Genomic DNA, 21,837 nt, shown 5'->3' on the forward strand with positions numbered 1-21,837 from the left:
TTAGTGTTTTCCGTGACTATATGATAACATTTCCTAGTTAGATTTTCTGTGACCGGGTCACGCAAGACAGCCTTGTGCCGTGGGGATGCCCTCAGCTTCCCATGGCGAGGAGCACCAGCACGACCACCACCGCAATGGCAATGAGACAGCCGCAGCCGCCGTCGTCTCCCCCGCCGCCGCCATTATTGTGGTTTCCGCCGCCACCACCGCCGGACGAGCCGCCGAAGTTGCGGTTGAAAGCCGTCATGTACTGGGCATAGCCCGTGTCGCCCTTGCCGAAATAGCCGTAATCACCGTTTGACATTGTATTTTCCTCCGTCTGAAGTGTGTTTTGCTTCTTCTGAGGTCATTTTACTGAAAGAGCTGTCCCATAAACATCTCTTTCAGCATTTCTCGTCATCTCATTCTTCCCGGATTCCCAGATAGAGTGGCTATTTCATCTGTGATATAGACAACAAAAAAGAGTGGCAGCATTTCAAGCTGAAACGCTGTCACTCTGTAGGAACTGCGTAATGACTGACGATTATCCTTCTACTTTGACCGTAGCACGATCACTCTTTGCGTTTCCATCCGCATCCAGCGTGATATGCACAAAATGTTCCGGCTTGTCGTAATCCTTCGTCTCGCCGTCATCGGTATAGTATTCATAGGATGCACCATCGGGAGCATAGGCAAGCAGACGCAGGTCTGTGAAGTCCACGTCGGCAACATTCTGGATCTTCTTGCCACCCTTGGCGAGGGGCAGAAGGTGTCCCTTGCGCATAAAGAACACCACTTCATCCAGCTCCACCGGAATGTAATGATGGCCTGCCGGCAGCACGCTGGTTTCGATGCGGTTGCTTTCGCTGCACTTTACCCGCACCTGCAGCATCTCCTCCGGCAGGTAAACATACCGACCACGGGCATTTTGCTCATATACCGGGGCGATCAACAGGCTTTCACCGATCATCACCTCATCCTCCACCCGGCGGGCAAAGTCGTCCTCCGGGAAGGCAAAAGCCAACGGCATACAGTACATGCCGTCGTGCAGGGCAGCTTTCATGTACTCGCTGTAAATGTAGGGCAGCAGCAGGTAGCGCAGCTGTAAAATACCGGCAAAGGCGGCCTTGTTTTTAAAGCGGTAGGGCTCCTGCCGGCGGGTGTCCTTGGCAGAGTGGTTCCGCAACAGCGGAGAGAAGATGCCCATGCCGTACCAGCGCAATACCAAATCTTCCGTGGTATTGCTGCCAAAGCCGCCAATGTCGGGGCCTTCGTACAGGAAGCCGCACATATTCAGGGAGGGCATCATGTGCAGCGCAAGCAGAATGTGGCTCCACCAAGAATGGTTGTCGCCGGTCCAGATGCCGCCATACCGGTGCATCCCGATGCAGGCAGAACGGGAGTATATCAAAATGCGCTTGTCCGGCTCCAGCCGCTCAAAAGCCTCGCCTGCAGCACGGGTCATGTTATAACCAAAAAGATTATGTACCTTGTCGTGCCGCATACGCCCCTGCTTGGTGTTGTGGTAGAACAGCTTATAATCGTTTTCGTTGTTGGAAAGCTCTGCCACCATGCCGGTAAAAGCACCAAAGCTGGAAATATCCAGGTTTTGCTTGCTGTATTTCTCAATTTGAGCAAAAGTCTTTTTCAGTCTTTCCTCTGCGTAGAAGATAGCAGGCTCGTTCATATCATTCCAGAAGCCCTCGATCCCCTGATCCAGCAGAGCTTTATATTGACTGCCAAACCAAGCACGGGCTTCCGGGTTGAGCATATCGGGGAAGTGTACCCGTCCCGGCCACACACCGGCTACAAAGGGGGTGCCATCCTGATTCGTGCAGAAGTAGCCGTTTTTCACGCCTTCCTCGTACACATCATATCCCTCTTCGACCTTGACTGCTGCATCGATGATGGGGACAAGACGGATGCCCTGCGCTTTCATCTCGGCGGCAAAGTCTGCAAAATGCGGGAAGCGCTGCGCATCCACCGTAAAGTCCTTGTAACGCTCCATGTAATCAATGTCCAGAACCACGGCGTCCAGCGGCATATTATTGGCACGGTAATTTGCCACCACCTCGCGGACCTCGTCCTCGTTCATGTAGCTCCAGCGGCTCTGGGCGTTGCCAAAAGCCCATTTGGGCGGAATATAACTGCGCCCCACCAACTGGCGGAACTGGTGCACAATATCGGTCAGGCTTTCGCCCTCAATGATGTACAAATCGTAATTTTCCTCGGCCACCGTGATGCGTAAGGTATCCATGTCGGTGTAGCCGCAGTCAAAGGTGACCTTGCCCGGGTAGTCGATAAAAAAGCCAAATGTATCCTTGCCGGACACGATCATAAAATTATAAGCACCGTACAGCGAGGATTTGCCCTCGGTATGGTTGCCGTCATCGGAGCATTTGCTTTCGTACACCCACCCGCGCTTGTTGATACCACGGACGTTCTCGCCAAGACCATACAGGACATCCTGCGGTTCCATGGCATAGGAAAAACCATCCGGCTCCTTGGTCAGATAGGGTATCGTTTCCATCATGGGCAAAAAAGAACCCACTACACTTTCGGTATCAAACGGTTGACCGTATCGCTTTTTGTAGATCATAGTAAAATATCTCTCCTCTGTTTTTTGAATCGTCACAGTGTAAAACGAACCAACGTATTTTTGATGGACAATTATAGCAATTCAACTTTTTAATGCAACAGCAACAACGTTGAATTGCATATCGCAAATATGCTGTTGAATGTTGCGCTAATTTCTTGACTTGCGATAAGAAACTCTGACATTGGCTGGAGCAATTGGGGCTTCAGCCTTATTTTCAACCCAATAGCTGCGGTTGTGCCCTTAGCACATGAACGAAGGTAAAAGGAGCTGCTGAACGTGGATACGATCTATCTGCTGCCCGGTGAGGAACGTTGCGTTAATTTTCGAGATGCCAATGGAGTCCCGAAGGTACACTACACTTACTGTTCCATCCGTGGCAAACTTTTCAACTGCACCTGCTGCACAAAGGACGAAGCCCAGCGGCTGTGTGAAGATTGGCTCGAAAAACAGGACCGCTACTATATAAACTAAAGGACGTCGAGTATACTGTTCATTCTGTAGTCGGTTCATTGCAGTTTCAGTTTACAACAAAAAAATGAGATAGACAACCCCTTTTGGGGAAACCTATCTCATTTTTTCGTTGGGGCTATTTTGCAACAGCCCCTTTTATAACAACCCTGCCTTACAGTTTGGGAGAAACGCTTAGTGCTTCAGTTCCAGCAGCGCATCGCCCTGCTTTACGGTGCCACTGGCTTTAGCCGCGACAGCGGCATAGTCATCGGTATTGCAGACAATGAGCGGCGTAGTCACGGGATATCCTTCGGCCTTAATGGCTTCCAGATCAAAGCGGATCAACGGCTGGCCTTTCTTCACCTTGTCACCCTCGTTGACGAGGTAGGTAAAGTGTTTGCCACCCAGCTTGACCGTATCGATGCCGATGTGCATCAGCAGTTCGGCACCGTCAGCCGTGGTCATGCCCACGGCATGGTGGGTCTCAAAGGTGGAGGAGATCTCGCCGTCAGCAGGTGCCACCAGTTCACCGTCGGTGGGCTCAATGGCAATGCCATCCCCCAGTGCACCGCTGGCAAAGGCTTCATCCTTTACATCGGCCAGCGGCACTACAGTGCCGTTCAGGCAGGCAGACAGCACGGTATCCTTTGCTGCGGGAGCCGCCGGGGCGGGTGTTGCAGTCGCCGCCGGGGTCTTAGGCGCATTTTCCAGATAATCTTCCAGCTTTGCCTTGATGACGGCTACCTTAGGGCCGTACACCACCTGCACACCATTGCCCTTGCAGATCACACCGGAGGCACCGGAGGCCTTGAGCACATCCTGTTTGACCAGTGCCGCATCCTTGACGGTGCAGCGCAGACGGGTGGCGCAGCAGTCCACGTCGGACAGATTAGCGGCACCGCCCAGACCTTCTACGATCAGGGCGCTGACCGGATCATCCCCTGCGGGGGCGGTGCTGCCGGAAGCGGCGCTGCGGGCGTTCACGTCCGCACGGGTGTACAGCTTGACTTCCTCGGCATCATCACGGCCCGGTGTCTTGTAGTCAAACTTGGAGATCATAAAGCGGAAAATGATGTAGTACAGTACAAAGTACACCGCACCGACCACGACCACCCACACCCAGTGGGTCTTGGCGTTGCCCTGCATCACACCGAACAGCACCAGGTCGATGAGACCGCCGGAGAAGGTCATGCCCACGCCCACATTCAGAATGTGCATCAGCATGAAGGACAGACCGGCCAGCACGCAGTGCACCGCGTACATGGGCAGTGCCACAAAGATAAAGGTAAACTCCAGCGGCTCGGTGATGCCGGTGAGGAAGGCGGTCAGGGCTGCGGAAAGCAGCAGGCCGCCTGCAACCTTTTTCTTTTCCGGCTTGGCGCACTGGTACATAGCCAGCGCCGCGCCGGGCAGACCGAACATCATAAAGGGGAACTTACCGGCCATGAAACGGGTAGCGCTGACCGAGAACACCGTGGTAGACTTGGAGGCCAGCTCGGCAAAGAAGATGTTCTGTGCGCCGGTCACGGTAACGCCATCGATGATGGCGGTGCCGCCCACAGCGGTCTGCCAGAACGGCATATAGAACACATGATGCAGTCCAAAGGGAATCAGCGCACGCTCCAGCAGGCCGTAAATAAAGGTGCCTGCGTAGCCGGAAGCCAGCACCAGTGCACCCAGCGCGGCAATACCGCTCTGCACCACCGGCCAGATATAGAACATGGCAATGCCGACCACCAGATACACAATAGAGCTGACGATGGGCACAAAGCGGGTGCCGCCGAAGAAGGCCAGCACCTGCGGCAGCTCGATCTTATAGAACTTGTTGTGCAGCGCCGCCACGCCCAGGCCGACCACGATGCCGCCGAACACACCCATCTGCAGGGTGGTGATGCCCAGCATGGTGGTGGTGGAGTTGGCAGGCATTGCGTCCACGCCGCCTGCCGCGTTGATCATGGCCTGAATGGCCGTGTTCATAATGATATAGGCCACTGCGCCGGACAGGGCAGCCACCTCTTTTTCCTTGCGGGCCATGCCGATGGCCACGCCCATGGCGAACAGCAGCGCCAGATTGTTGAATACGGCGCTGCCGGTCTGGCTCATCACGTCCAGAATGGTGTAGATCAGGGTACCGGGGTGGATGACGCTGTTCAGGCCATAGGCCGCCAGCATGGTTTCGTTGGTGAACGAGCTGCCGATACCCAGCAGCAGGCCCGCTACAGGCAGCAGTGCAATGGGCAGCATAAAGCTGCGTCCCACGCGCTGCAGCACGCCAAAGATCTTGTCTTTCATCTTCAGTTCTCCTTTTCTCAAGTTCGTATCCAGCATATATATCCACACAGGAAAAACCTGTGGAGAATCAAAGGTGAAGCAAGAAAGCTTATTTCCCCATCCGAATCCGTTTCAGATGGATCGTAAGGAACACCAGTTCTTCGTCCGAAAGCTCCTTGTGCCAGGTGTTGCGCACATACTCCGCAATGCAGCAGGCACATTTGTAGTGTTCGCTGCAATTGCGGGCGATTAGGGCGCGGAACACTTCGTCGTGGGTATCGTTTTCCTGTTCCTGTTTTCCTTGAAATACGCGCTGCGCAAAAAAGCGCAAATGCACTGTAAAGCGGCTGAAATCCAGTGCATCCCGGTCAAAATGGCAGTTGTAGAAGTATTCCACCACCTGCACGCAGCCATCCACAAAGCGAGTGACATCGTTCACCACGCTCATGGTGGTGTTGAGCTCTGCGTTGACGATGTGCAGCGCAATGAAGCCGCCCTCGTCGTCCGAAAGGTCTGCATGGCAGCGCTGGCGGATGGCGGCAAGGCACTCCATGCCAAGGCGATACTCTTCCGGGTAAAATTCCCGAATGGGAGCCATCAGCGGGTTGGAAAAGCGAATCCCCTGTTCGCTGCGCTGAATGGCAAAGCTGATGTGGTCTGCCAGCGTGATGAGCAGGCTTTCGTTCAGCGGGTAGTTCACCCGGCTGCGGATCATTGCCACCAGCTCGTCGGTGAGCAGCAGATGCTCATACGGAATCTGTTCCAGAAGTTCCACCAACTTCTGCTGCACGGCAGGGCTGGTCATGCGGTAGCTGCGCTCCACGGTTTCAGCCTCGATTTTATAGCCCGGCTTAACGCCAAAGCCCAGACCTCGCCCGGTGACGATCAGCTCACAGCCCGTGGGATCCACCACGCGCAGAATGTTGTTGTTGATCGGTTTTTTGACGGTATATTGCATTGTTTCTCCTCCTCAGGTTGAAAAAGGCAATAAAAAAAGACCACTCTCGACACAGCAAACATACCGAAGGCTGAAACACGCTTTCGGCTTGTGCTATGCAGAGTTGGTCTAGCCCGCCAAACGGTAACAATCCAACGACGCTGCTCACGTACAATTTTCTTTTTTGTAAGGCACAAACAAATTAAGCACTTGAAGAATAACTTATTTTATGCTTGACTACAATACCATATTCTTTGTGGAGTGTCAAGATAGAAGCGGCTTTCTTTTTCACTTTGTCAATTTTACCCAAACTTGGGTGATTTTTTACAGCAGATTGACAAGTAAGAGTATTCCTTGTACTGCCACAGGTCGGGGTCACGGGAATTGCGGCGCACACCCGTATCCGACACATTGAAAACGTAGTGCAGGCGCGGGAATCCGCTGGATTCATCCAGCAGAGCGATGCCCTTAGAGCCACGCCTGACATAACGGTTCATTCGGTTGTTCCAAACATCGTAGTCGGCGCAGGCGGTGGCATCGGTGCGCTGGGCAAGGGCAAGATATTCTTCGGTTTTGCTTGGCATAGCGTTCCTCCCTTCAAGTTCATGGTAAAGAAAAAGCGAGCGGCCTTTTCAGGTCACTCGCTATGGAATCTTTTTTTCGTATTTTGCGGCAAGCTCTTCCGTTATACTCCAAACACCGTTTTTGTCAGTCGGATGCCTGCCGTCGTTTTCATGGTATGCTCCATAAAGGATTGAATCGTCTGCTGGCTGTACCCGCTTTCGGATGCATTGACGATATAATCCGCTTCGATCAGGATTTGGTAGTCGATGCCGTCGATCTGCTCCGGGCTGTGGTGGTGCCCCACCAGATAAGCCACCCTATCAAGAGGATATACGCCTTGGTGCTGGTCAAAGAAAAGCATGGTGTCCTGCATTGCAGTCTCGTTCATCATTTCGCTTTCCCAAAATCTTTCTCAGCGCCGCTCGTTTTCTGCGGTGGTTCCTGCAAAGATTATACCACGTTTCCCCCCAAAGCGGTATAAGATGATTTTTCTTTTCTCCCAGCTGTGCTTCTCACAGAACCCCCAATCATTTCAACAATGCTTTCAAATCTTCTTCCGGCGTTGTGATCGGCGCGATGCCATAGTTTTCTACCAGGAAGTTAAGGATGTTCGGTGAAATGAATGCTGGCAGCGTAGGGCCAAGACGGATATTCTTAATGCCCAGATACAGCAGCGTCAGCAGGATGCACACAGCCTTCTGCTCGTACCAGGAAAGTACCATGGACAGCGGCAGGTCATTCACACCGCAGCCGAAAGCATCCGCAAGCGCAACAGCGATCTGGATGGCGCTGTAAGCATCGTTGCACTGTCCGACATCCATCAGGCGGGGCAGGCCGCCGATGGTACCAAGGTCAAGGTCGTTGAAACGGTATTTGCCGCAGGCAAGGGTCAGCACTACGGTATCGGCGGGCGTCTGCTTTACAAACTCCGTGTAGTAGTTGCGGCCGGGGCGTGCGCCGTCGCAGCCGGCAACCAGAAAGAAGTGCCGGATCGCGCCAGACTTGACCGCCTCGATGACCTGATCTGCCACTCCAAGCACCGTACCGCGGGCAAAACCAGTCATAACCGTGCTGCTGCCGTTGATGCCGGTGAAGGATTTATCCTCGGAATAACCGCCCAACTCCAAAGCCTTTTCGATCACCGGGGCGAAGTCCTTGTCTGCGCCGATGTGCATCATTTCGGGGTAAGATACCACCGACGTGGTGAACACCCGGTCGGCATAGCTTGCTTTGGGCGGCATCAGACAGTTGGTGGTGAACAGCACCGGCGCAGGAAGTTCTGCAAACTCTTTCTGCTGGTTTTGCCATGCCGTGCCGAAATTGCCCTTGAGATGGGAATACTTTTTCAGTTCAGGATAGCCGTGAGCGGGCAGCATTTCACCATGGGTATAGATGTTGATGCCTTTCCCCTCAGTCTGCTCCAGCAGCAGCTTCAGGTCGTGGAGGTCATGGCCAGAGACGACGATGAACGGTCCCTTTTCTACAGTCAGCGGAACGGTAACAGGTACGGGCGTTCCGTAGCTTTCGGTGTTGGCCTTATCCAGAAGCGCCATGCACTTGAGGTTTTTCTCGCCAACCTCCATCACGATAGGCAGCAGTTCCTCCATGCCCCAGTCCTCGCCAATGGCGAAGAGCGCCTTGGCAAAGAAGCGGTTCACCTCATCATCGGTATACCCCAAGACCAAGGCGTGATGTGCATAAGCTGCCATGCCGCGCACGCCAAAGAGAATAAGAGATTTCAAGCTTCGGATATCCTCATCGGCGCTCCAAAGCAGGTTCATGTCGTAGTCGCTGGTGCGTCCGCAAGGGGCAGCGCAGCCTGCGCAGTCGGGTGCCAGCCGCGCCTTTTCGGCATGTACCCGGCCGATCAGTTCCCGAATCGTATTTTCGTTGAAGTTCACATTGGTGACTGTGGTGAAAAGTCCCTCGATCATCAGCCGCCACATCTCTGGCGTTGCCTGCATACCGCCGTCCGTGGCTCTGGACAGTCCAACCAGAGCGCCGGTCAGTTCGTCCTGAAGCTGTGCGACATCGGCGGTCTTGCCGCATACTCCCGCTTTTCCGGTACAGCCGGTGCAGGACGCTGTCTGCTCGCACTGAAAACAAAACATTTTATGTTCCATCTTGAGTTCCTCTCTATTTGCTTAATCCAGAATTTTACCATCAATGGAGATGGTGACCACCTGCCACGGAATGAACTTTCCGCTGGTCTGCAGTGCCTTTTTTGCCGCCATCTCCAAGCCGCCGCAGCAGGGCACCTCCATGCGGAGGATGGTCACGCTCTGGATGTCGTTATTGCGCAGGATCTCGGTAAGCTTTTCGCTGTAATCCACAGCGTCCAACTTCGGGCAGCCGATGAGGGTCACCTTACCACGCATGAACTCCTGATGGAAATTGGCGTAGGCGTATGCCGTGCAGTCCGCCGCGATCAGGAGCTTTGCGCCCGCAAAGTAGGGCGCGTGGATGGGTGCCAGCTTGATCTGCACCGGCCAGTTGCGCAGACGGGAAACGGACTGCACAGGGGCAGAAGCCACACTTTCGGCAGCCTCCTGCTGTTCCAGCATCCGCATCCGGGAGCCGGGGCAGCCGCCCTCGTGGAGGTGCTTCATCTTTTCCTGCAATTTCTTCTTCTTTTTGTTCTCCTGCACCGCCGCCTCGTCGTAGGCAGGGGCTTCCCGCTCTTCAAAGGTGATGGCTCCGGTGGGGCAGCCCGGCAGGCAGTCGCCAAAGCCATCGCAGAAATTTTCCCGCACCAGCTTTGCTTTGCCGTTGATGATATCAATGGCACCTTCATGGCAGGCGGTTGCGCACAGCCCGCAGCCGTTGCATTTTTCTTCGTCAATATGGATGATCTTCCGAATCATATCTATACTCTCCTGTTGTGGGTGTTTTTGCATTTGCAGCCTTATTATAGTATACTAAAGCCATCTTGTATGTTTGAATTCCAACAAGGAGAACTTTTATGCAAAAATATCTTCCTGTTCTGCGGAACTGCCCCTTCTTTACCGGGCTTACCGATGATGAGATTCTGTCCATCCTGCACTGTGTCAGTGCAGCGAAGATCACCCGCCCCCGGGGCTCCTATATCTTCCGTGCCGGAGATTCCACAGAGGTCATGGGACTTATGCTGTCCGGCTCTACCCTTGTGATTCAGGAGGATCTTTGGGGTCACCGCAACATCCTGTCCAAGTGCAACACCGGAGATTTTTTCGGCGAGCCTTACGCCGCCACTCCCGGTGCCATCCTGAACATCAGTGTGGTGGCAGAGGAGGATTGCGAGATTCTGCTGCTCAACGTCAAGCGGCTGCTCACCGCCTGCCCTACCGCCTGCGACCATCACCAGAAGCTCATCCGCAATCTGGTCAGTGTTCTGGCAAACAAAATACTGCTTTTCAACGATAAGATCACCCATGTCAGCAAGCGGACCACACGGGAAAAGCTGCTGTCCTACCTGTCTGCCGAGTCCATCCGGCAATCCTCCCTCTCCTTTGACATTCCCTTTGACCGTCAGCAGCTGGCGGATTTTCTCTGCGTGGAGCGCGCTGCCATGTCGGCAGAGCTTTCCAAGCTGCAAAAGGAAGGGCTGCTGGTCACTAAGCGGAATCATTTTGAGCTGTTGGCCCGTTGACCGTTTCATACACTGCCCGCAGGTGTTTTCACCGGGCAGTTCTCCCCCGCCAAGATGCGCTGGTATAAAAAGAGCGGACAACCGTTTTGGGGTTGTCCGCAGAAGAATGTATTGTTTTCGTCACTCGATAAACTGGAATTTGGTGTGTGCTTTATAAATTTTTTCCGATCCACTCAAGTTCGTTCATGGAATCCTTATTTTTTTCAAGTTCATCTCTGGCTGTTGCGTAATATGATTTTTTGAAAAGCATATCCCATGAAAGATATTTTGCCATACAGTCAAACTGCTTATCAATCAGCTCATACTGGATACTGCCTACGGGAGAACCGCCTACAACAATCGTGCCAACTTTTTTGTTTTTTAACTGCAATCCACGGCAGTAGCACTTATCAATGATAAGTTTCAATTGTGCTGACATTCCCCACCAATAAACTGGTGTAGCAAAAAGAATCATATCTGCGGCAGCAATTTTATCAATTGTAGGATTTGTATCATCCTTATCGACGCATCCCTTAGAGCATTGACAGACACCACATCCCTTGCATGGTGCAATGTTGAGTTTGTCGGGTTCAATGATTTCAATTTTATTCTTTTCTGACGCTCCTTTTATAAATGCATTGATTGCTGCCAGCGTATTTCCTTTTCTGGCACTTCCATTAATGATTACAATTTTCATGCGTGTATCCTCCAACTTTCGATTGTTCCCCCTTAGTATACCACGCTTTTTTCCTGCGGAAAAGATACCGCGCACAAAAGGCTTCTCCGGCAACTATCCGCGCCCCGGCTCATACAATCTAACAACTATGTACCGGGAGGGATATCGTGTGCTGCTGACCTTACTGCAATTTTTCGCCACAAAATTTCTGTTTCTGGCGCTCCATCTGGAAAGCGGCTGCTTTCCGCGTCCGCTCACAGCCCGGGAGGAAGCCGCCGCTTTCAGCGCCCTGCGCGCCGGGGACGCCGCCGCCCGGGAAAAGCTGATCCGGCACAATCTGCGGCTGGTGGCGCACATCGTAAAAAAATATTACACCCTGCCGGGCGATCAGGAGGATCTTGTTTCCATCGGCACCATCGGGCTGATGAAAGCGGTAGATACCTTTGATGCCACACGCAAGGCGCGGTTTTCCACTTATGCAAGCCGCTGCATTGAAAATGCTATCCTCTCCCCAGCGCACTTTGGGATGGAAAAGAGAATCCACTCATTTTGCAAAGCAGCGTAAATGCGTCAAAATGGGTTTTCTGGGCTCAGGAAAGCGGTCACCTTTTTCTACTTCAAAAGGTATCATGTGAGATATGGTAATTTTTCTCCGGCCAAACGAAAAAGCTCGTCTGCAAGCCACGATATGTGGCAGCGCAGACGGGCTTTCGTTATGGAATCATTCTGTTTCAATTATTCTGATATTCGCTCTGACTTACATGGTGTTCCGTAAAACACGCAGTCGTTCTTCAAACGTTGCTTTCCATGCCGGATGCTCGGAGAATACGGTGTGCTCCACCTGACGGACTTGGTTCAGTCCGATGTTCCGCACCGCTTCCACTGCAGCATCTTTTTGGCTCAGATGGCGTTTTCCCACGGTCAGACAGTTTGCGCCTTCTGGCGTGTCGTACTGCTGAAACGCCCGGTTGAAGTCCATCAGGTCATGCAGACGGATGGGCTGATTGGTTTCGTTGTCTACCAGCAGACCCCAATTTTCCCAATGACGGTCAGTATTGCCCACCAGATAATCCAGAATGTTCATCATATAGTAGCTGGGAGCATCCAACTCTAAGATCTTATCCAGCGTGTTCCAATCATGGTTCGTGCAGTAGACGTCATAGGCTGCATAGGTCACAAGACTGTATCGCTGAGATGTCATAATTTTGCTGATAGAAACCGGCTCATTTTCAAACATCCCCTGCTCATACAGTACCTGATGGCAGTCAAAGCACCGGCAGATTTTGCTTGCCAGCACTTCACGTTCCACCGCTTCCCTGCCACCATCCTTGTAAAGATAGAAGCCATCCTCTTTTCGCACCCACGCCTTGGGGTACAAGCCGCCCGTTGACAGGTCATTTGCCAGAAGATGGGCGTTTGTCACCGTCATTTGGTGCCCCCGCAGCGCAATATCCACAAGCGCATTGCTTAAGGAGTGTGCAAAAAGGTTGATATCCTCGAATCGAATCTTCTCGTTTTCTTCTTTCACCCAGAACACATCCAGCAAAGACAGACAATGGTAGGATAATGCAATCTGTGCTCGTTCCCTGTCCGTAACACTCTGAGATGCACCGATACTGTTCAGGATTTCCTTGGCGTAGGTGCGATCCAACGTCAACATCCGGGAGGCGCACCAATAGTAAAAGTTCGTTACATTATTGATGCGCTCGTCAAAATCATCCGATTCCACCAGAACCAGATCATAGGGCATGAAATCCTCGAGGCAGACCCTGCATTCCCCTGTCGTGCTGAGTTGTGCCACACAGCTTTCCCGGTGCATGATCTCGTAAAACATGGTTTTCATCCCTCCCTGCGTTCTGTGTCTTGCTCTGTATTTATATTACCTTCTTTTTTCACGGGACGCAAGAGCTTTTACTTTTCAAAAAGCTTTTTCTGCTGCTCCATCAGGACGGTTTCGATACGCTCTTTCAGCAAAAAGTGGAACTGTTTTGAGTGTTATGCAATGCCATAGGATACCATATTGGCTGCCAGCAATCAACAGTTTTGTTGTGTCAGCCGCATTTCAAAACACTTATGTAACACAAAAAGCCCCACGCTCAACACCGCCTCTGAATCTGACCGTCTCTGGTCAGAGCAGAAAAGCATATGTTGAGCGTGGGACTTTGTTTATCGGCTCGGCTGCCAGCCGGGCTTTTGGTGTTCTTTGGGTTTGTAGGTTCCTTTGGTAGTATCGATCACCGCCTGCAGCAATTCGAGCTTCTGCCATGTGGGGCAGTTCAAACGGTCGATTTTTTCGATCACATAGTTGGCGTGGGCGGTTGCGACCCGTTTTCCGAGTTCGTCCCATCCCTCTTTCGTTTTGGGGTAATGTACCACCACTTCAATGGGGGCACTCTTTCGCATGGCTCACTCACCTCCGATTACATCGCTATCACCTCATTTTTACGGGTTACTGGTTGTCCGCTATTCGCTGCGGTTTCCGCTCAGAACGTTCAGAGCCAGACTGACCAGCAAAGCCATATCAATGCGGAGCATTTCAGCCTTGCTGGCATAGCCCATAAAGCGTTCGATGCGGGATTTATCGATCGTGAAGATCTGCTCCAGAAGAATCATGGACGGTTCTTCAAAGGCCGGGTTGGAATCCACCAGCACATGGGTGGGCTGGTTTTTCTTCTTTTCCGTCCGGGTGGTAACAGTTGCAACGATCAATGTAGGCGAATGACGGTTTCCAATGTTGTTCTGCAGAACTACCACAGGGCGTTTCCCGCCCTGTTCCGAGCCGATATGCGGCTCCATGTCTGCATACCGGCTGTCCACCGATGCCTTCAACCGTGCCGCAGAGCCGCCAAAAACGCAACGTATTTTCTTCTTTGAAATACCAAACGAACATTGCCGGCATATCCAAGATACGTTTTACCCATCCTGCAATTTCCCTTATAATAGCACCGCAGTCTTGAAAAAGCTGCAACATTCCCATATCACAAAGGAGGCTTTCCGGTATGGGACAACGGCAAAGTGAGATCATCAAAAATCACATGGAAGTCTACTGGCACGACTATGCGTCGGCCAGCAAGGGCGTCCCCATTACCGAGGCGGGGCTTGTGGAAAAAGCCTCCGTCATTGGACGCACCGGGCTGATGCTGCTGGAATGCGGCACCGGCGCATGGCGTGTCCGAAGCTCCATGAACACCCTTTCGCGGGAGCTGGGAGTCACAACAACAGCGGACATCGGCCTGTTGTCCATTGAGTTCACCTGCTTTGACGGTGACCAGTGTTATACCCAGTCACTCTGTCTGACAAATACGGGCGTGAATACCTCCCGGCTGAACCGACTGGAGCATTTTGTCAACGACTTCGACCGGGAAGGAAAATTTATGACCGGCGAAGAACTGCACAGCCACCTCGATGAGATCGAGCGCATCCACGGCTTGTATTCGCCCATCGCACTGGGCTTTGCAGCTGCACTGGCCTGCGGCTGCTTCACCTTTCTGCTTGGCGGCGGCATTGTGGAAATGCTGTGTGCCTTCTGCGGTGCAGGTATCGGCAACTTTGTACGGTGCAAGCTGACAAAGCACCATTTCACCCTGTTTCTGGGCATTACGGCGTCGGTCTGTTCAGCAAGCCTCGTGTATGCCATCCTGCTGAAGATGGCAGAGGTGCTGTTTGCCGTATCGGCGCAGCACGAGGCGGGGTATATCTGCTCCATGCTCTTCATCATTCCGGGCTTTCCGTTCATTACCAGCGGCATCGACCTTGCCAAGCTGGATATGCGCTCCGGGCTGGAACGTCTGGCCTACGCCATCCTCATCATTCTGGTGGCAACCATGACGGCTTGGATCATGGCACTGCTGCTGCATTTGCAGCCGGTGCAGTTCCCTGCCCTGAGCCTGACACTCCCGGAAGAGATCGTGTTCCGGCTGCTGGCAAGTTTTGGCGGTGTGTTCGGCTTTTCGCTCATGTTCAACAGTCCCCGGAACCTGGCAGTCTGCGCTGCCCTTATCGGTGCGGTAACGAACACGTTCCGGCTGGAGCTGGTGAGCCTTGCGGGCTTTCCGCCCGCTGTTGCAGCGTTTCTGGGCGCACTGCTGGCCGGACTGCTGGCCTCCTGCCTGAAGAGCGCCGCAGGTTATCCCCGCATCTCTGTCACGGTTCCGTCCATTGTTATCATGGTGCCGGGGCTGTATTTCTACCGCGCCATCTATAATCTGGGCATCCTGTCCCTGACGGATTCTGCCACATGGTTTGCAAACGCCATCCTCATCATCGTGGCGCTGCCGCTGGGTCTGATCTTTGCCCGCATCATCACCGATAAGACATTCCGTTATTGCACCTGAGGTGCAATGCCTTCCATTCTCCCCTCTATAATGCAAAACGCAGCGAGCCGTCAGAAGGTTCGCTGCGTTTTGTTTTGCTGTGTGATGCACTTATAAAGGGAGTTCGTTTGTAGGAGAGCTTACTCCCCGTAAACGATCTTGGTAGCCGTTTCTACATGGCGTTCCAGCCGGTCAGCAAAGTGCTCCAGCGGCAGAAAAACGCCCAGTTCATCGTAGCGGGTGCCGCCGTCCTTGAGCGTGTCCTGTCCATAGTAGACCACGGAACGGGGCAGTGCGTGCTGCAGCTTCATCTGGATGTCCCAGACGGTGGAATAGGCTTCGGCTTCGGTCACCTTCTGCTTTACGGTGTCCGGCAGTTCGTAAATCAGCAGCAGCCCCAGATGCTGGTTATAGTGGTACTCCACCACATCCATAGAGCCTTCGTCGTAGCCGTGATACTTGCAGTAGCCGCTGGCAAGGTACATTTTCACCTTTTCCTGCTTCTGGAACACCCGGACAAACCGATCATATAGCTTTTTATTGACTGCAAACTTATTGTCCGGCAAAAGAACGCCGGCATCATCCGTCAGAATCACCGGGTTCGGCTGGCCGTCCGCATTGAACTTAAAGGGGATCAATGCCGCATTCCGCAGCAGATCAAACATACTGTGCTGACAGAGCGCCATCAGAAATGCAGACAGATCCTTGTTCTCGTAGGCATCGAATAATGCCGCAGCAAACTGTTGTGCACTCAGCGTCGGCGCATCCAGTACGTCTGCCATGTCCAGCGAATCGTTGAAGGTATCCATCAGACGGCGGCAGGCTTCCGGATTTTTCAGGATCTCCCCGAACAGTGCCTCTGCTTTTTCTTCTCTTGGAAATATCGTAGCCATCAAAAAGACCCTCTTTCTGTTTATTTCCAACTGTTATTATAGGTTCAGAAAGTCCTGCTGTGAAATACTGCTTTTATATCGCCGCTATATGCAGAATACTTTTTACACATTTTCTAAGTGCCTGTATAATGACACTGCAATCTTGAAATTGCACGAGGGAAATAGAAAAGTATATAAGTTGGTTTGAACGGAGGCAGTTCCTATGTCTGAGGTCAAAAAGGTCGTGCTGGCATATTCCGGCGGTCTGGATACGTCCATCATCATCCCGTGGCTGAAAGAGCACTATAACAACTGCGAAGTCATTGCCGTGTGCGGCAATGTGGGACAGAAGGGTGAGCTGGACGGTTTGGAGGAGCGTGCGAAGGCAAGTGGCGCATCCAAGCTGTACATCGAAGACCTGACCGACGAGTTCGTGGAGGACTACGTCATCCCTACCATGCAGGCCGGAGCCGATTATGAGGGCTATCTGCTGGGCACCAGCTTTGCCCGCCCGATTTTGGCAAAGCGCGTCGTGGAGATTGCCCGTGCCGAGGGTGCGGATGCGGTCTGCCACGGCAGCACCGGTAAGGGCAACGATCAGGTGCGCTTTGAGCTGGCCATCATGCACTTTGCACCCGACCTGAAGATCATCACCCCGTGGCGTGAGTGGGATATCCAGAGCCGCGATGAAGAGATCGACTACGCCGAGGCTCATCACATCCCGCTGAAGATCAGCCGCGAGACGAACTACTCCAAGGACAAGAACCTGTGGCATCTGAGCCATGAGGGCCTTGACCTCGAAGATCCGGGCAACGAGCCGCAGTACGACAAACCCGGCTTCCTTGAGCTGGGCGTCAGCCCCAAGACTGCCCCGGACAAGTCCGAGTTTGTGGAGCTGGAATTTGAACAGGGCGTGCCGGTGGCTCTGAACGGCGAGAAGCTGAAGCCCGCCGCCATCATTGCAAAGCTCAACGAGATTGGCGGACGCAACGGCATCGGCCTGTACGACGTGGTGGAGAACCGTCTGGTGGGCATGAAGAGCCGCGGCGTCTACGAGACCCCCGGCGGCACCATTCTGTACAAGGCGCATGAAGTGCTGGAGACCCTGACATTGGACAAGCTGACTGCCCACAAGAAGCGCGAGCTGGCCATCACCTTTGGCGAGCTGGTTTACGACGGCCAGTGGTTCAGCCCTCTGCGCAAGGCTCTGAGTGCTTTCGTCACCTCCACGCAGGAGTACGTCACCGGCAAAGTCCGTCTGGAACTGTATAAGGGCAACCTCATCAATGCAGGAGTCTGGTCGCCCTACTCCCTCTACCGGGAAGACATCGCCACCTTTGCCGCAGGCGGTGACTACAAGCAGAGCGATGCCACCGGTTTCATCAGCATCTACGGTCTGCCCACCAAGGTGCAGGCCATTGTAAACAGCGAAAAAGAAGGTAAATGAAGTAGTTTATAGCAGTTCCTTTTTGAGAATCTGCCTGACATGGAGATCCTGACCCACCCGGAGCGTCTCGACCAGATGCTGCCTTAGGGAAAGATCATTCAGGAAAACTTTGCATGACAAAATGAGGCACCCGATTCTGAGTCGGATGCCTCTTATCTTTCTGTGAACACACTTTCACTGGGCGGTCACTTTCTTGTATGGTGACCATGAACTCTGCACGATGTCAATTCCTAGACAACTTTTTTCAAATACAGATCTTCAATGATGGTGGTTTCATCGTATGCAGCAACTGTGCAGGCGATCCCTGTTCTGCTACTCCTCCATCTTTGAGCACCACAATCTTATCTGTACTGGAAACAGTGCGCATCCGGTGGGCGATGATGAGGACGGTTTTATTTTTTTATCAGCCGGGATAGAGCCTCCTGAATGGCAGTTTCGTTCTCCACATCCAAGCTGGCGGTGGCTTCATCCAGCAGGATGATGGGCGCATCCTTCAGGAAAGCGCGGGCGATGGAAATACGCTGACGCTCACCGCCGGAAAGAGCACAGCCGTTCTCGCAAATGGTGGTGTTCCACTTGTCCGGAAGCTTCTCGGCAAATTCCTCACAGTTTGCCAGCTTTGCCGCCAGAACCTCCTCGGCTGGTGTCCGGTTTAATCGAAACCGCACGGATTGGTACAGCCATAGGCAAGGGAATCGTGAAAAAGCTCCCTGCTTCCCGATCCAGGCATCACCGATGAAGCAGAAATAAAATTCAAGGTCGTTCCTTGTCGCCTGTAATAAAGTAGTCACAATACTCTCCGCCATTCGCCAGCGTCTGTTTCCTGTGCAGGACACCGTGCTGAAGCGTGATCATCACTTCATCAAGTTCACAGAACAACGGCATCAGTTCGGAAACACCGAGATTTCGCGCATAGGAACAGATTGGACAGCGGGTAATGCGGTAGTAACAGGCACCCTCGTACGGCTGCCCGATGAAATCCACCTTGAATGAGGTCGGGTATTTCGCCTCCTTTTCGGGCGTATACCACTTGGCGTATTTGACACACTCTTTTTGTTCTCCGCCTTCCCCTTGTCGGTATTCAAGTCAGTCTTTGCAAAGTACCACTTGATATGATAGAGTGAGCGGCGCATCATTTCCTGCACGGTTTCCGGCGGGATTTTTTTCTCACTTGCCACATAGGGTGCGACAAAGGCAAGGGCAAACAGCTCATTGTACGCCATTGGGTTATCGTTGCCGATGTCATCCGCTTTCTCGACAAGCTCACGATAGACCTTTTTGCTCTTTTTCATGATGTCAGCGGCATATTCCCTGCCGTATTTCTCTGCCAGAATCTTTTTCATCGGGCTTTTGAACATCCAGAAATAAAAACCGTTATATTTCATATCGCTTTTCCTCCCGTGATTTATTTGCAGATCCGAAAAACGCAGCCCAGCCGCCGAGGGGACAGGCCATCATTGCATCCATATACCGCTTAGCAGTCTTACCTACATAATTTCCACTTTCCCTGGGGATTGCGCTTTGCGCAGGCAATGGGTCAGCGCACCGCTGCCGCAGCCCACATCCAGCCCAATGCCGCCCTCCGGCAGGGGGACATAATGCGCGGTTCCTTCGATGATCTGCTTTGAAAGCTTGCGCTCGCCGTCATAGGAAAAGCTCCGATAGGCATACACGCACCACTCGGTGTACTTTGCACAGATGACAAAGGCGATGCCGAACACCACGCCCAGCGCAATGCGCAGTTTTCCGCTCACTCCGATGCCAAATACGCCGAAAACAAGCAGCAGCGCAAACGACAGCACCGTTCCCGCGATGAGCGAAACCAGCATTCCCTTGGGAATCCAGTTTTTGTAGTCAGGCTTCATATTCAAGACTCCTTTTTTATTGAGTGTGACTTCTCTCATAAACCGCAGCCGCGATGCACCAGACCATAATGGCACTGTTCGTGCTGCTCTGGCTCATCACGGACATCCATGTAGCCACCGGCATCTGCATCGCCTGCGCAATATCCGGTACTGCGGCCAGCAGAAGATTCCATGTGACCGGGTGAAAAGCCAGCATTCACCGGGAATACCGTGTCTTGCCCGCAAGCAGCATCACGAAATGGATGCCGAAAGCCAGTATCATCGGAACGTACATCGGCGCAATGGCGAGGAGCATGCCGTCTTGATAGGCGGTGACCGCCGCGATGGCAGCTTCTTCTCCGATGCGCGGGCCCAGATAGGTGGTGAACCACGCCATGGTAGCCACCCAGGTGTGGATAGTCAGCGCCACCGCAACGGTGAAAATTCCGCACAGATACTGAATGATCTTTGTTTTTCTGTACTTTGTATCAATGTCCGCATTCAGCGCTTTTACTACGAAGTAATAGAGAAAGCCGCCGACCGCTCCCAGCCCAACGGTAAGCACAGGCTTCCACAGCCCATAGGAACCGGACAGATAATAGGCTCTGTTGAAAAGACCGGTGTCCGTTTCCCGAAGCGGAATGCAGCCCAGCAGCCAGTCCCCGGCAGCCATAAATCCGCATCCGACTGCGCCAAGAATGCACCAGCGAATCAGCTTTTTCGGTTTCTCCGTCTTCATCTTTTTTGCCTCCGATTGCAGTTCATGATTCTGCTTTTCATTTGGGCAATTTCCAACTTCTTAGAAAATCAAATGGACAATACCGCCGACAATTGCCGCTCCCGCAACCCAGATCAGCGCCAGTATGCTTCGCTTTTTCAGCACCTGCCTCCAGGTCTGCACGAACGGCGCATCTTCAAGCCCTGGCAGCACCCAAAACTGGCTGTGCCCGACCCATAGCTTGTCGATTACAACGCCGTCATAGATATTCATGACCTCAAGAAACAGCAGCGCCTGCCAATAGGCCTCACCAAAGGAGGAAGCCCCGTTCCACAAACCGATGATCAGCACAAGAGCAGCAAGCATCACGATAAAGAACGGTATCATAAAGCATTTTCGTTTCCGGTTCATCGTATTGCGGTCGATCAGTCCCAGTTCGATGGCGCGATCCTGCACCTCCTTGGGATAAAAGTACAGTCCATTGACAGCACCACCGATCACAGCGATTTTTACCATTGCGGTAAACAGCAGACAATAAAGCAGCAGTTGCAGTACGATCATTGTTTTTCTCCTCTCAGTCTGCGTGCGAATCGGGCATATGCTCCCATTTCCTTCGTCTTCCATCGTGGTTCATACAAAACAAGAAAGTATGCCAGAAATACCATGAGCGCAGTAAGAACCGTGATTTTCATTTCGACTTTACTTTCTCTCCTTCACGTCCGCAAATATGGCAGATCATTGCATTCCCGCGTCGGGGTATTTGATGAGGCCATACAGCGAGGAGCATCTCCCATGTATTGTTTCAAAGTACGGTAACGATCAGGGCTGTCAGCGCGGCGATCGCGGCAAACAGCGGCATTCCGTGCAAAAACGATTCGATATGCTTTTTCGGATTTTGATAGTATTTCTTCTCCGGCAAAAACGAGAAACGGATGCGTTTTGTACTGCGCCACCAGAGCAGATCAATCACAAGGAGATCGAACAGGCCCAATCCCTCGCCGAATGCAAGGAAGTACCAAAATGCTGACAGGTAATTGTTTAGGCCCAGCACACTTTTCAACGCAAGCCCCAAAACGGAAAACACCACTGTAAACAAAAGAAGATTACTGAGCAAAATGGCAGCGGTGGATTTTGCCTTCGGAACTGCTTGCCCAAGCTGAGGGTCGCTTTGCACACGGGTCTGAACCTCATCGGGATAGGAACGCAATCCGATGAGATTTTTCCTGTCCGTGCCTGTTCCGAGAAAGCATACGCCCCAATACAGAAAATAAAATACAGCGGCGATCATGATTTTCATATATATCTACGCTCCCATTCCATTTGCCGACCATCTCCGCTCCTAACGAACGCTTTTCATACCAAACTGCCTCCCCGCTATTATCGGACCTTCATGCAAAAATCGCAGCGGTCATTGCCGCGTCCCAGCGTCATGGTTCTCTCCCAGATCAGCTTCGGATGCAGCCCGGTATAGCTGATGTCATCGCTGTCGCAAAAGCAGCGGCACAGCTCCGGGCAGCCGTATTCTGTGCAGGTGTCGTGATAGGGACACTTCATCATATC

23 protein-coding genes and 3 pseudogenes are annotated in these 21,837 nt (G+C 52.7%); 6 read left to right on the forward strand and 20 right to left on the reverse strand.

What is annotated here, in order from left to right; genetic code table 11:
- Nucleotides 1-91: 91 nt before the first annotated feature.
- Nucleotides 92-304, reverse strand: coding sequence for an HFLK protein (locus tag WMO20_RS03150; protein ID WP_349185813.1), 213 nt, complete (start codon nucleotides 302-304; stop codon nucleotides 92-94).
- A 219-nt stretch (nucleotides 305-523) separates the two neighbouring features.
- Nucleotides 524-2,578 carry a TIM-barrel domain-containing protein gene (locus tag WMO20_RS03155; protein ID WP_349185814.1) on the reverse strand — a complete coding sequence of 685 codons (2,055 nt, stop codon included), beginning with the start codon at nucleotides 2,576-2,578 and terminating at the stop codon, nucleotides 524-526.
- A 276-nt stretch (nucleotides 2,579-2,854) separates the two neighbouring features.
- On the opposite strand from WMO20_RS03155, the gene WMO20_RS03160 reads away from it, so the two are divergent.
- Nucleotides 2,855-3,049, forward strand: coding sequence for a DUF3873 family protein (locus tag WMO20_RS03160; protein WP_112091580.1), 195 nt, complete (start codon nucleotides 2,855-2,857; stop codon nucleotides 3,047-3,049).
- A 171-nt stretch (nucleotides 3,050-3,220) separates the two neighbouring features.
- Here the strand turns inward: WMO20_RS03160 and WMO20_RS03165 are convergent, their stop codons facing one another.
- The 6 genes and pseudogenes from WMO20_RS03165 to WMO20_RS03190 all read right to left on the reverse strand — a co-directional run bounded on the left by WMO20_RS03165 (nucleotide 3,221) and on the right by WMO20_RS03190 (nucleotide 9,664).
- Entirely contained in the window at nucleotides 3,221-5,320 is a 2,100-nt protein-coding gene (locus WMO20_RS03165) for a PTS sugar transporter subunit IIABC (RefSeq protein WP_349185815.1), read from the reverse strand.
- Between the two features lie 88 nt (nucleotides 5,321-5,408).
- A complete protein-coding gene (locus WMO20_RS03170; RefSeq protein ID WP_223383495.1) occupies nucleotides 5,409-6,257 on the reverse strand; it encodes a PRD domain-containing protein in 849 nt (282 codons plus the stop codon).
- A 329-nt stretch (nucleotides 6,258-6,586) separates the two neighbouring features.
- Nucleotides 6,587-6,820 (reverse strand): annotated as a pseudogene (locus tag WMO20_RS03175) (hypothetical protein); the annotation flags it as partial.
- A 101-nt stretch (nucleotides 6,821-6,921) separates the two neighbouring features.
- Complete coding sequence (locus WMO20_RS03180; RefSeq protein WP_412376664.1) at nucleotides 6,922-7,188, reverse strand: hypothetical protein; 267 nt, start codon at nucleotides 7,186-7,188, stop codon at nucleotides 6,922-6,924.
- 139 nt (nucleotides 7,189-7,327) lie between these two features.
- Nucleotides 7,328-8,923, reverse strand: a complete 1,596-nt coding sequence (gene hcp / locus WMO20_RS03185) for a hydroxylamine reductase (RefSeq protein WP_349185817.1) — start codon at nucleotides 8,921-8,923, stop codon at nucleotides 7,328-7,330.
- A gap of 21 nt (nucleotides 8,924-8,944) precedes the next feature.
- Nucleotides 8,945-9,664, reverse strand: coding sequence for an ATP-binding protein (locus WMO20_RS03190; protein WP_349185818.1), 720 nt, complete (start codon nucleotides 9,662-9,664; stop codon nucleotides 8,945-8,947).
- 98 nt (nucleotides 9,665-9,762) lie between these two features.
- Between WMO20_RS03190 and WMO20_RS03195 the strand changes: the two genes are divergently transcribed.
- Nucleotides 9,763-10,428 carry a Crp/Fnr family transcriptional regulator gene (locus WMO20_RS03195; protein WP_349185819.1) on the forward strand — a complete coding sequence of 222 codons (666 nt, stop codon included), beginning with the start codon at nucleotides 9,763-9,765 and terminating at the stop codon, nucleotides 10,426-10,428.
- Nucleotides 10,429-10,579: 151 nt separating this feature from the next.
- Here the strand turns inward: WMO20_RS03195 and WMO20_RS03200 are convergent, their stop codons facing one another.
- Nucleotides 10,580-11,104, reverse strand: a complete 525-nt coding sequence (locus WMO20_RS03200; RefSeq protein ID WP_117538434.1) for a flavodoxin family protein — start codon at nucleotides 11,102-11,104, stop codon at nucleotides 10,580-10,582.
- Between the two features lie 148 nt (nucleotides 11,105-11,252).
- On the opposite strand from WMO20_RS03200, the gene WMO20_RS03205 reads away from it, so the two are divergent.
- Complete coding sequence (locus WMO20_RS03205; protein WP_349185820.1) at nucleotides 11,253-11,648, forward strand: sigma-70 family RNA polymerase sigma factor; 396 nt, start codon at nucleotides 11,253-11,255, stop codon at nucleotides 11,646-11,648.
- A gap of 192 nt (nucleotides 11,649-11,840) precedes the next feature.
- On the opposite strand, the gene WMO20_RS03210 is transcribed toward WMO20_RS03205, so the two are convergent.
- The 3 genes from WMO20_RS03210 to WMO20_RS03220 form a co-directional block, all read right to left on the reverse strand.
- The gene (locus WMO20_RS03210) at nucleotides 11,841-12,926 is read right to left on the reverse strand and encodes a hypothetical protein (RefSeq protein ID WP_349185821.1); all 1,086 of its coding nucleotides are present in this window, start codon (nucleotides 12,924-12,926) and stop codon (nucleotides 11,841-11,843) included.
- Between the two features lie 323 nt (nucleotides 12,927-13,249).
- A complete protein-coding gene (locus tag WMO20_RS03215) occupies nucleotides 13,250-13,486 on the reverse strand; it encodes a hypothetical protein (protein ID WP_005922522.1) in 237 nt (78 codons plus the stop codon).
- Between the two features lie 60 nt (nucleotides 13,487-13,546).
- Nucleotides 13,547-13,879 carry a type II toxin-antitoxin system PemK/MazF family toxin gene (locus WMO20_RS03220; protein ID WP_112091640.1) on the reverse strand — a complete coding sequence of 111 codons (333 nt, stop codon included), beginning with the start codon at nucleotides 13,877-13,879 and terminating at the stop codon, nucleotides 13,547-13,549.
- A gap of 203 nt (nucleotides 13,880-14,082) precedes the next feature.
- Here WMO20_RS03220 and WMO20_RS03225 point away from each other — a divergent pair, with 203 nt between their 5' ends.
- Nucleotides 14,083-15,417, forward strand: coding sequence for a threonine/serine exporter family protein (locus WMO20_RS03225; protein WP_349185822.1), 1,335 nt, complete (start codon nucleotides 14,083-14,085; stop codon nucleotides 15,415-15,417).
- Between the two features lie 119 nt (nucleotides 15,418-15,536).
- Here WMO20_RS03225 and WMO20_RS03230 read toward each other — a convergent pair whose 3' ends face one another.
- Complete coding sequence (locus WMO20_RS03230) at nucleotides 15,537-16,289, reverse strand: DUF4866 domain-containing protein (RefSeq protein WP_118553935.1); 753 nt, start codon at nucleotides 16,287-16,289, stop codon at nucleotides 15,537-15,539.
- 202 nt (nucleotides 16,290-16,491) lie between these two features.
- Between WMO20_RS03230 and WMO20_RS03235 the strand changes: the two genes are divergently transcribed.
- Entirely contained in the window at nucleotides 16,492-17,715 is a 1,224-nt protein-coding gene (locus tag WMO20_RS03235; RefSeq protein ID WP_118553934.1) for an argininosuccinate synthase, read from the forward strand.
- 244 nt (nucleotides 17,716-17,959) lie between these two features.
- Here the strand turns inward: WMO20_RS03235 and WMO20_RS03240 are convergent.
- The 3 genes and pseudogenes from WMO20_RS03240 to WMO20_RS03250 form a co-directional block, all read right to left on the reverse strand.
- A pseudogene (locus WMO20_RS03240) lies at nucleotides 17,960-18,347 on the reverse strand (ATP-binding cassette domain-containing protein); the annotation flags it as partial.
- Nucleotides 18,348-18,468: 121 nt separating this feature from the next.
- Nucleotides 18,469-18,726, reverse strand: a pseudogene (locus tag WMO20_RS14470) (L-2-amino-thiazoline-4-carboxylic acid hydrolase); the annotation flags it as partial.
- Between the two features lie 476 nt (nucleotides 18,727-19,202).
- Nucleotides 19,203-19,580, reverse strand: a complete 378-nt coding sequence (locus WMO20_RS03250; RefSeq protein ID WP_349185824.1) for a hypothetical protein — start codon at nucleotides 19,578-19,580, stop codon at nucleotides 19,203-19,205.
- 53 nt (nucleotides 19,581-19,633) lie between these two features.
- On the opposite strand from WMO20_RS03250, the gene WMO20_RS03255 reads away from it, so the two are divergent.
- Nucleotides 19,634-19,765 carry a hypothetical protein gene (locus WMO20_RS03255; protein ID WP_349185825.1) on the forward strand — a complete coding sequence of 44 codons (132 nt, stop codon included), beginning with the start codon at nucleotides 19,634-19,636 and terminating at the stop codon, nucleotides 19,763-19,765.
- A gap of 11 nt (nucleotides 19,766-19,776) precedes the next feature.
- Here the strand turns inward: WMO20_RS03255 and WMO20_RS03260 are convergent, their stop codons facing one another.
- From WMO20_RS03260 to WMO20_RS03275, 4 genes are all read right to left on the reverse strand, one after another.
- On the reverse strand, nucleotides 19,777-20,298 hold the full coding sequence (locus WMO20_RS03260; protein ID WP_349185826.1) for a DUF6796 family protein: 522 nt from the start codon (nucleotides 20,296-20,298) through the stop codon (nucleotides 19,777-19,779).
- A gap of 60 nt (nucleotides 20,299-20,358) precedes the next feature.
- Nucleotides 20,359-20,838 (reverse strand): hypothetical protein, encoded by a 480-nt coding sequence (locus WMO20_RS03265; RefSeq protein WP_005935777.1) that lies wholly within the window; start codon nucleotides 20,836-20,838, stop codon nucleotides 20,359-20,361.
- Nucleotides 20,839-21,079: 241 nt separating this feature from the next.
- Nucleotides 21,080-21,574 carry an ABC transporter permease gene (locus tag WMO20_RS03270; protein ID WP_349185827.1) on the reverse strand — a complete coding sequence of 165 codons (495 nt, stop codon included), beginning with the start codon at nucleotides 21,572-21,574 and terminating at the stop codon, nucleotides 21,080-21,082.
- A gap of 80 nt (nucleotides 21,575-21,654) precedes the next feature.
- Nucleotides 21,655-21,837: L-2-amino-thiazoline-4-carboxylic acid hydrolase (locus tag WMO20_RS03275; RefSeq protein ID WP_349185828.1), on the reverse strand; the 183-nt coding region annotated here is incomplete at its 5' end.

The sequence above is a fragment of the Faecalibacterium intestinale genome (assembly GCF_040096575.1).
GTDB classification, from domain to species: Bacteria; Bacillota; Clostridia; order Oscillospirales; family Ruminococcaceae; genus Faecalibacterium; species Faecalibacterium intestinale.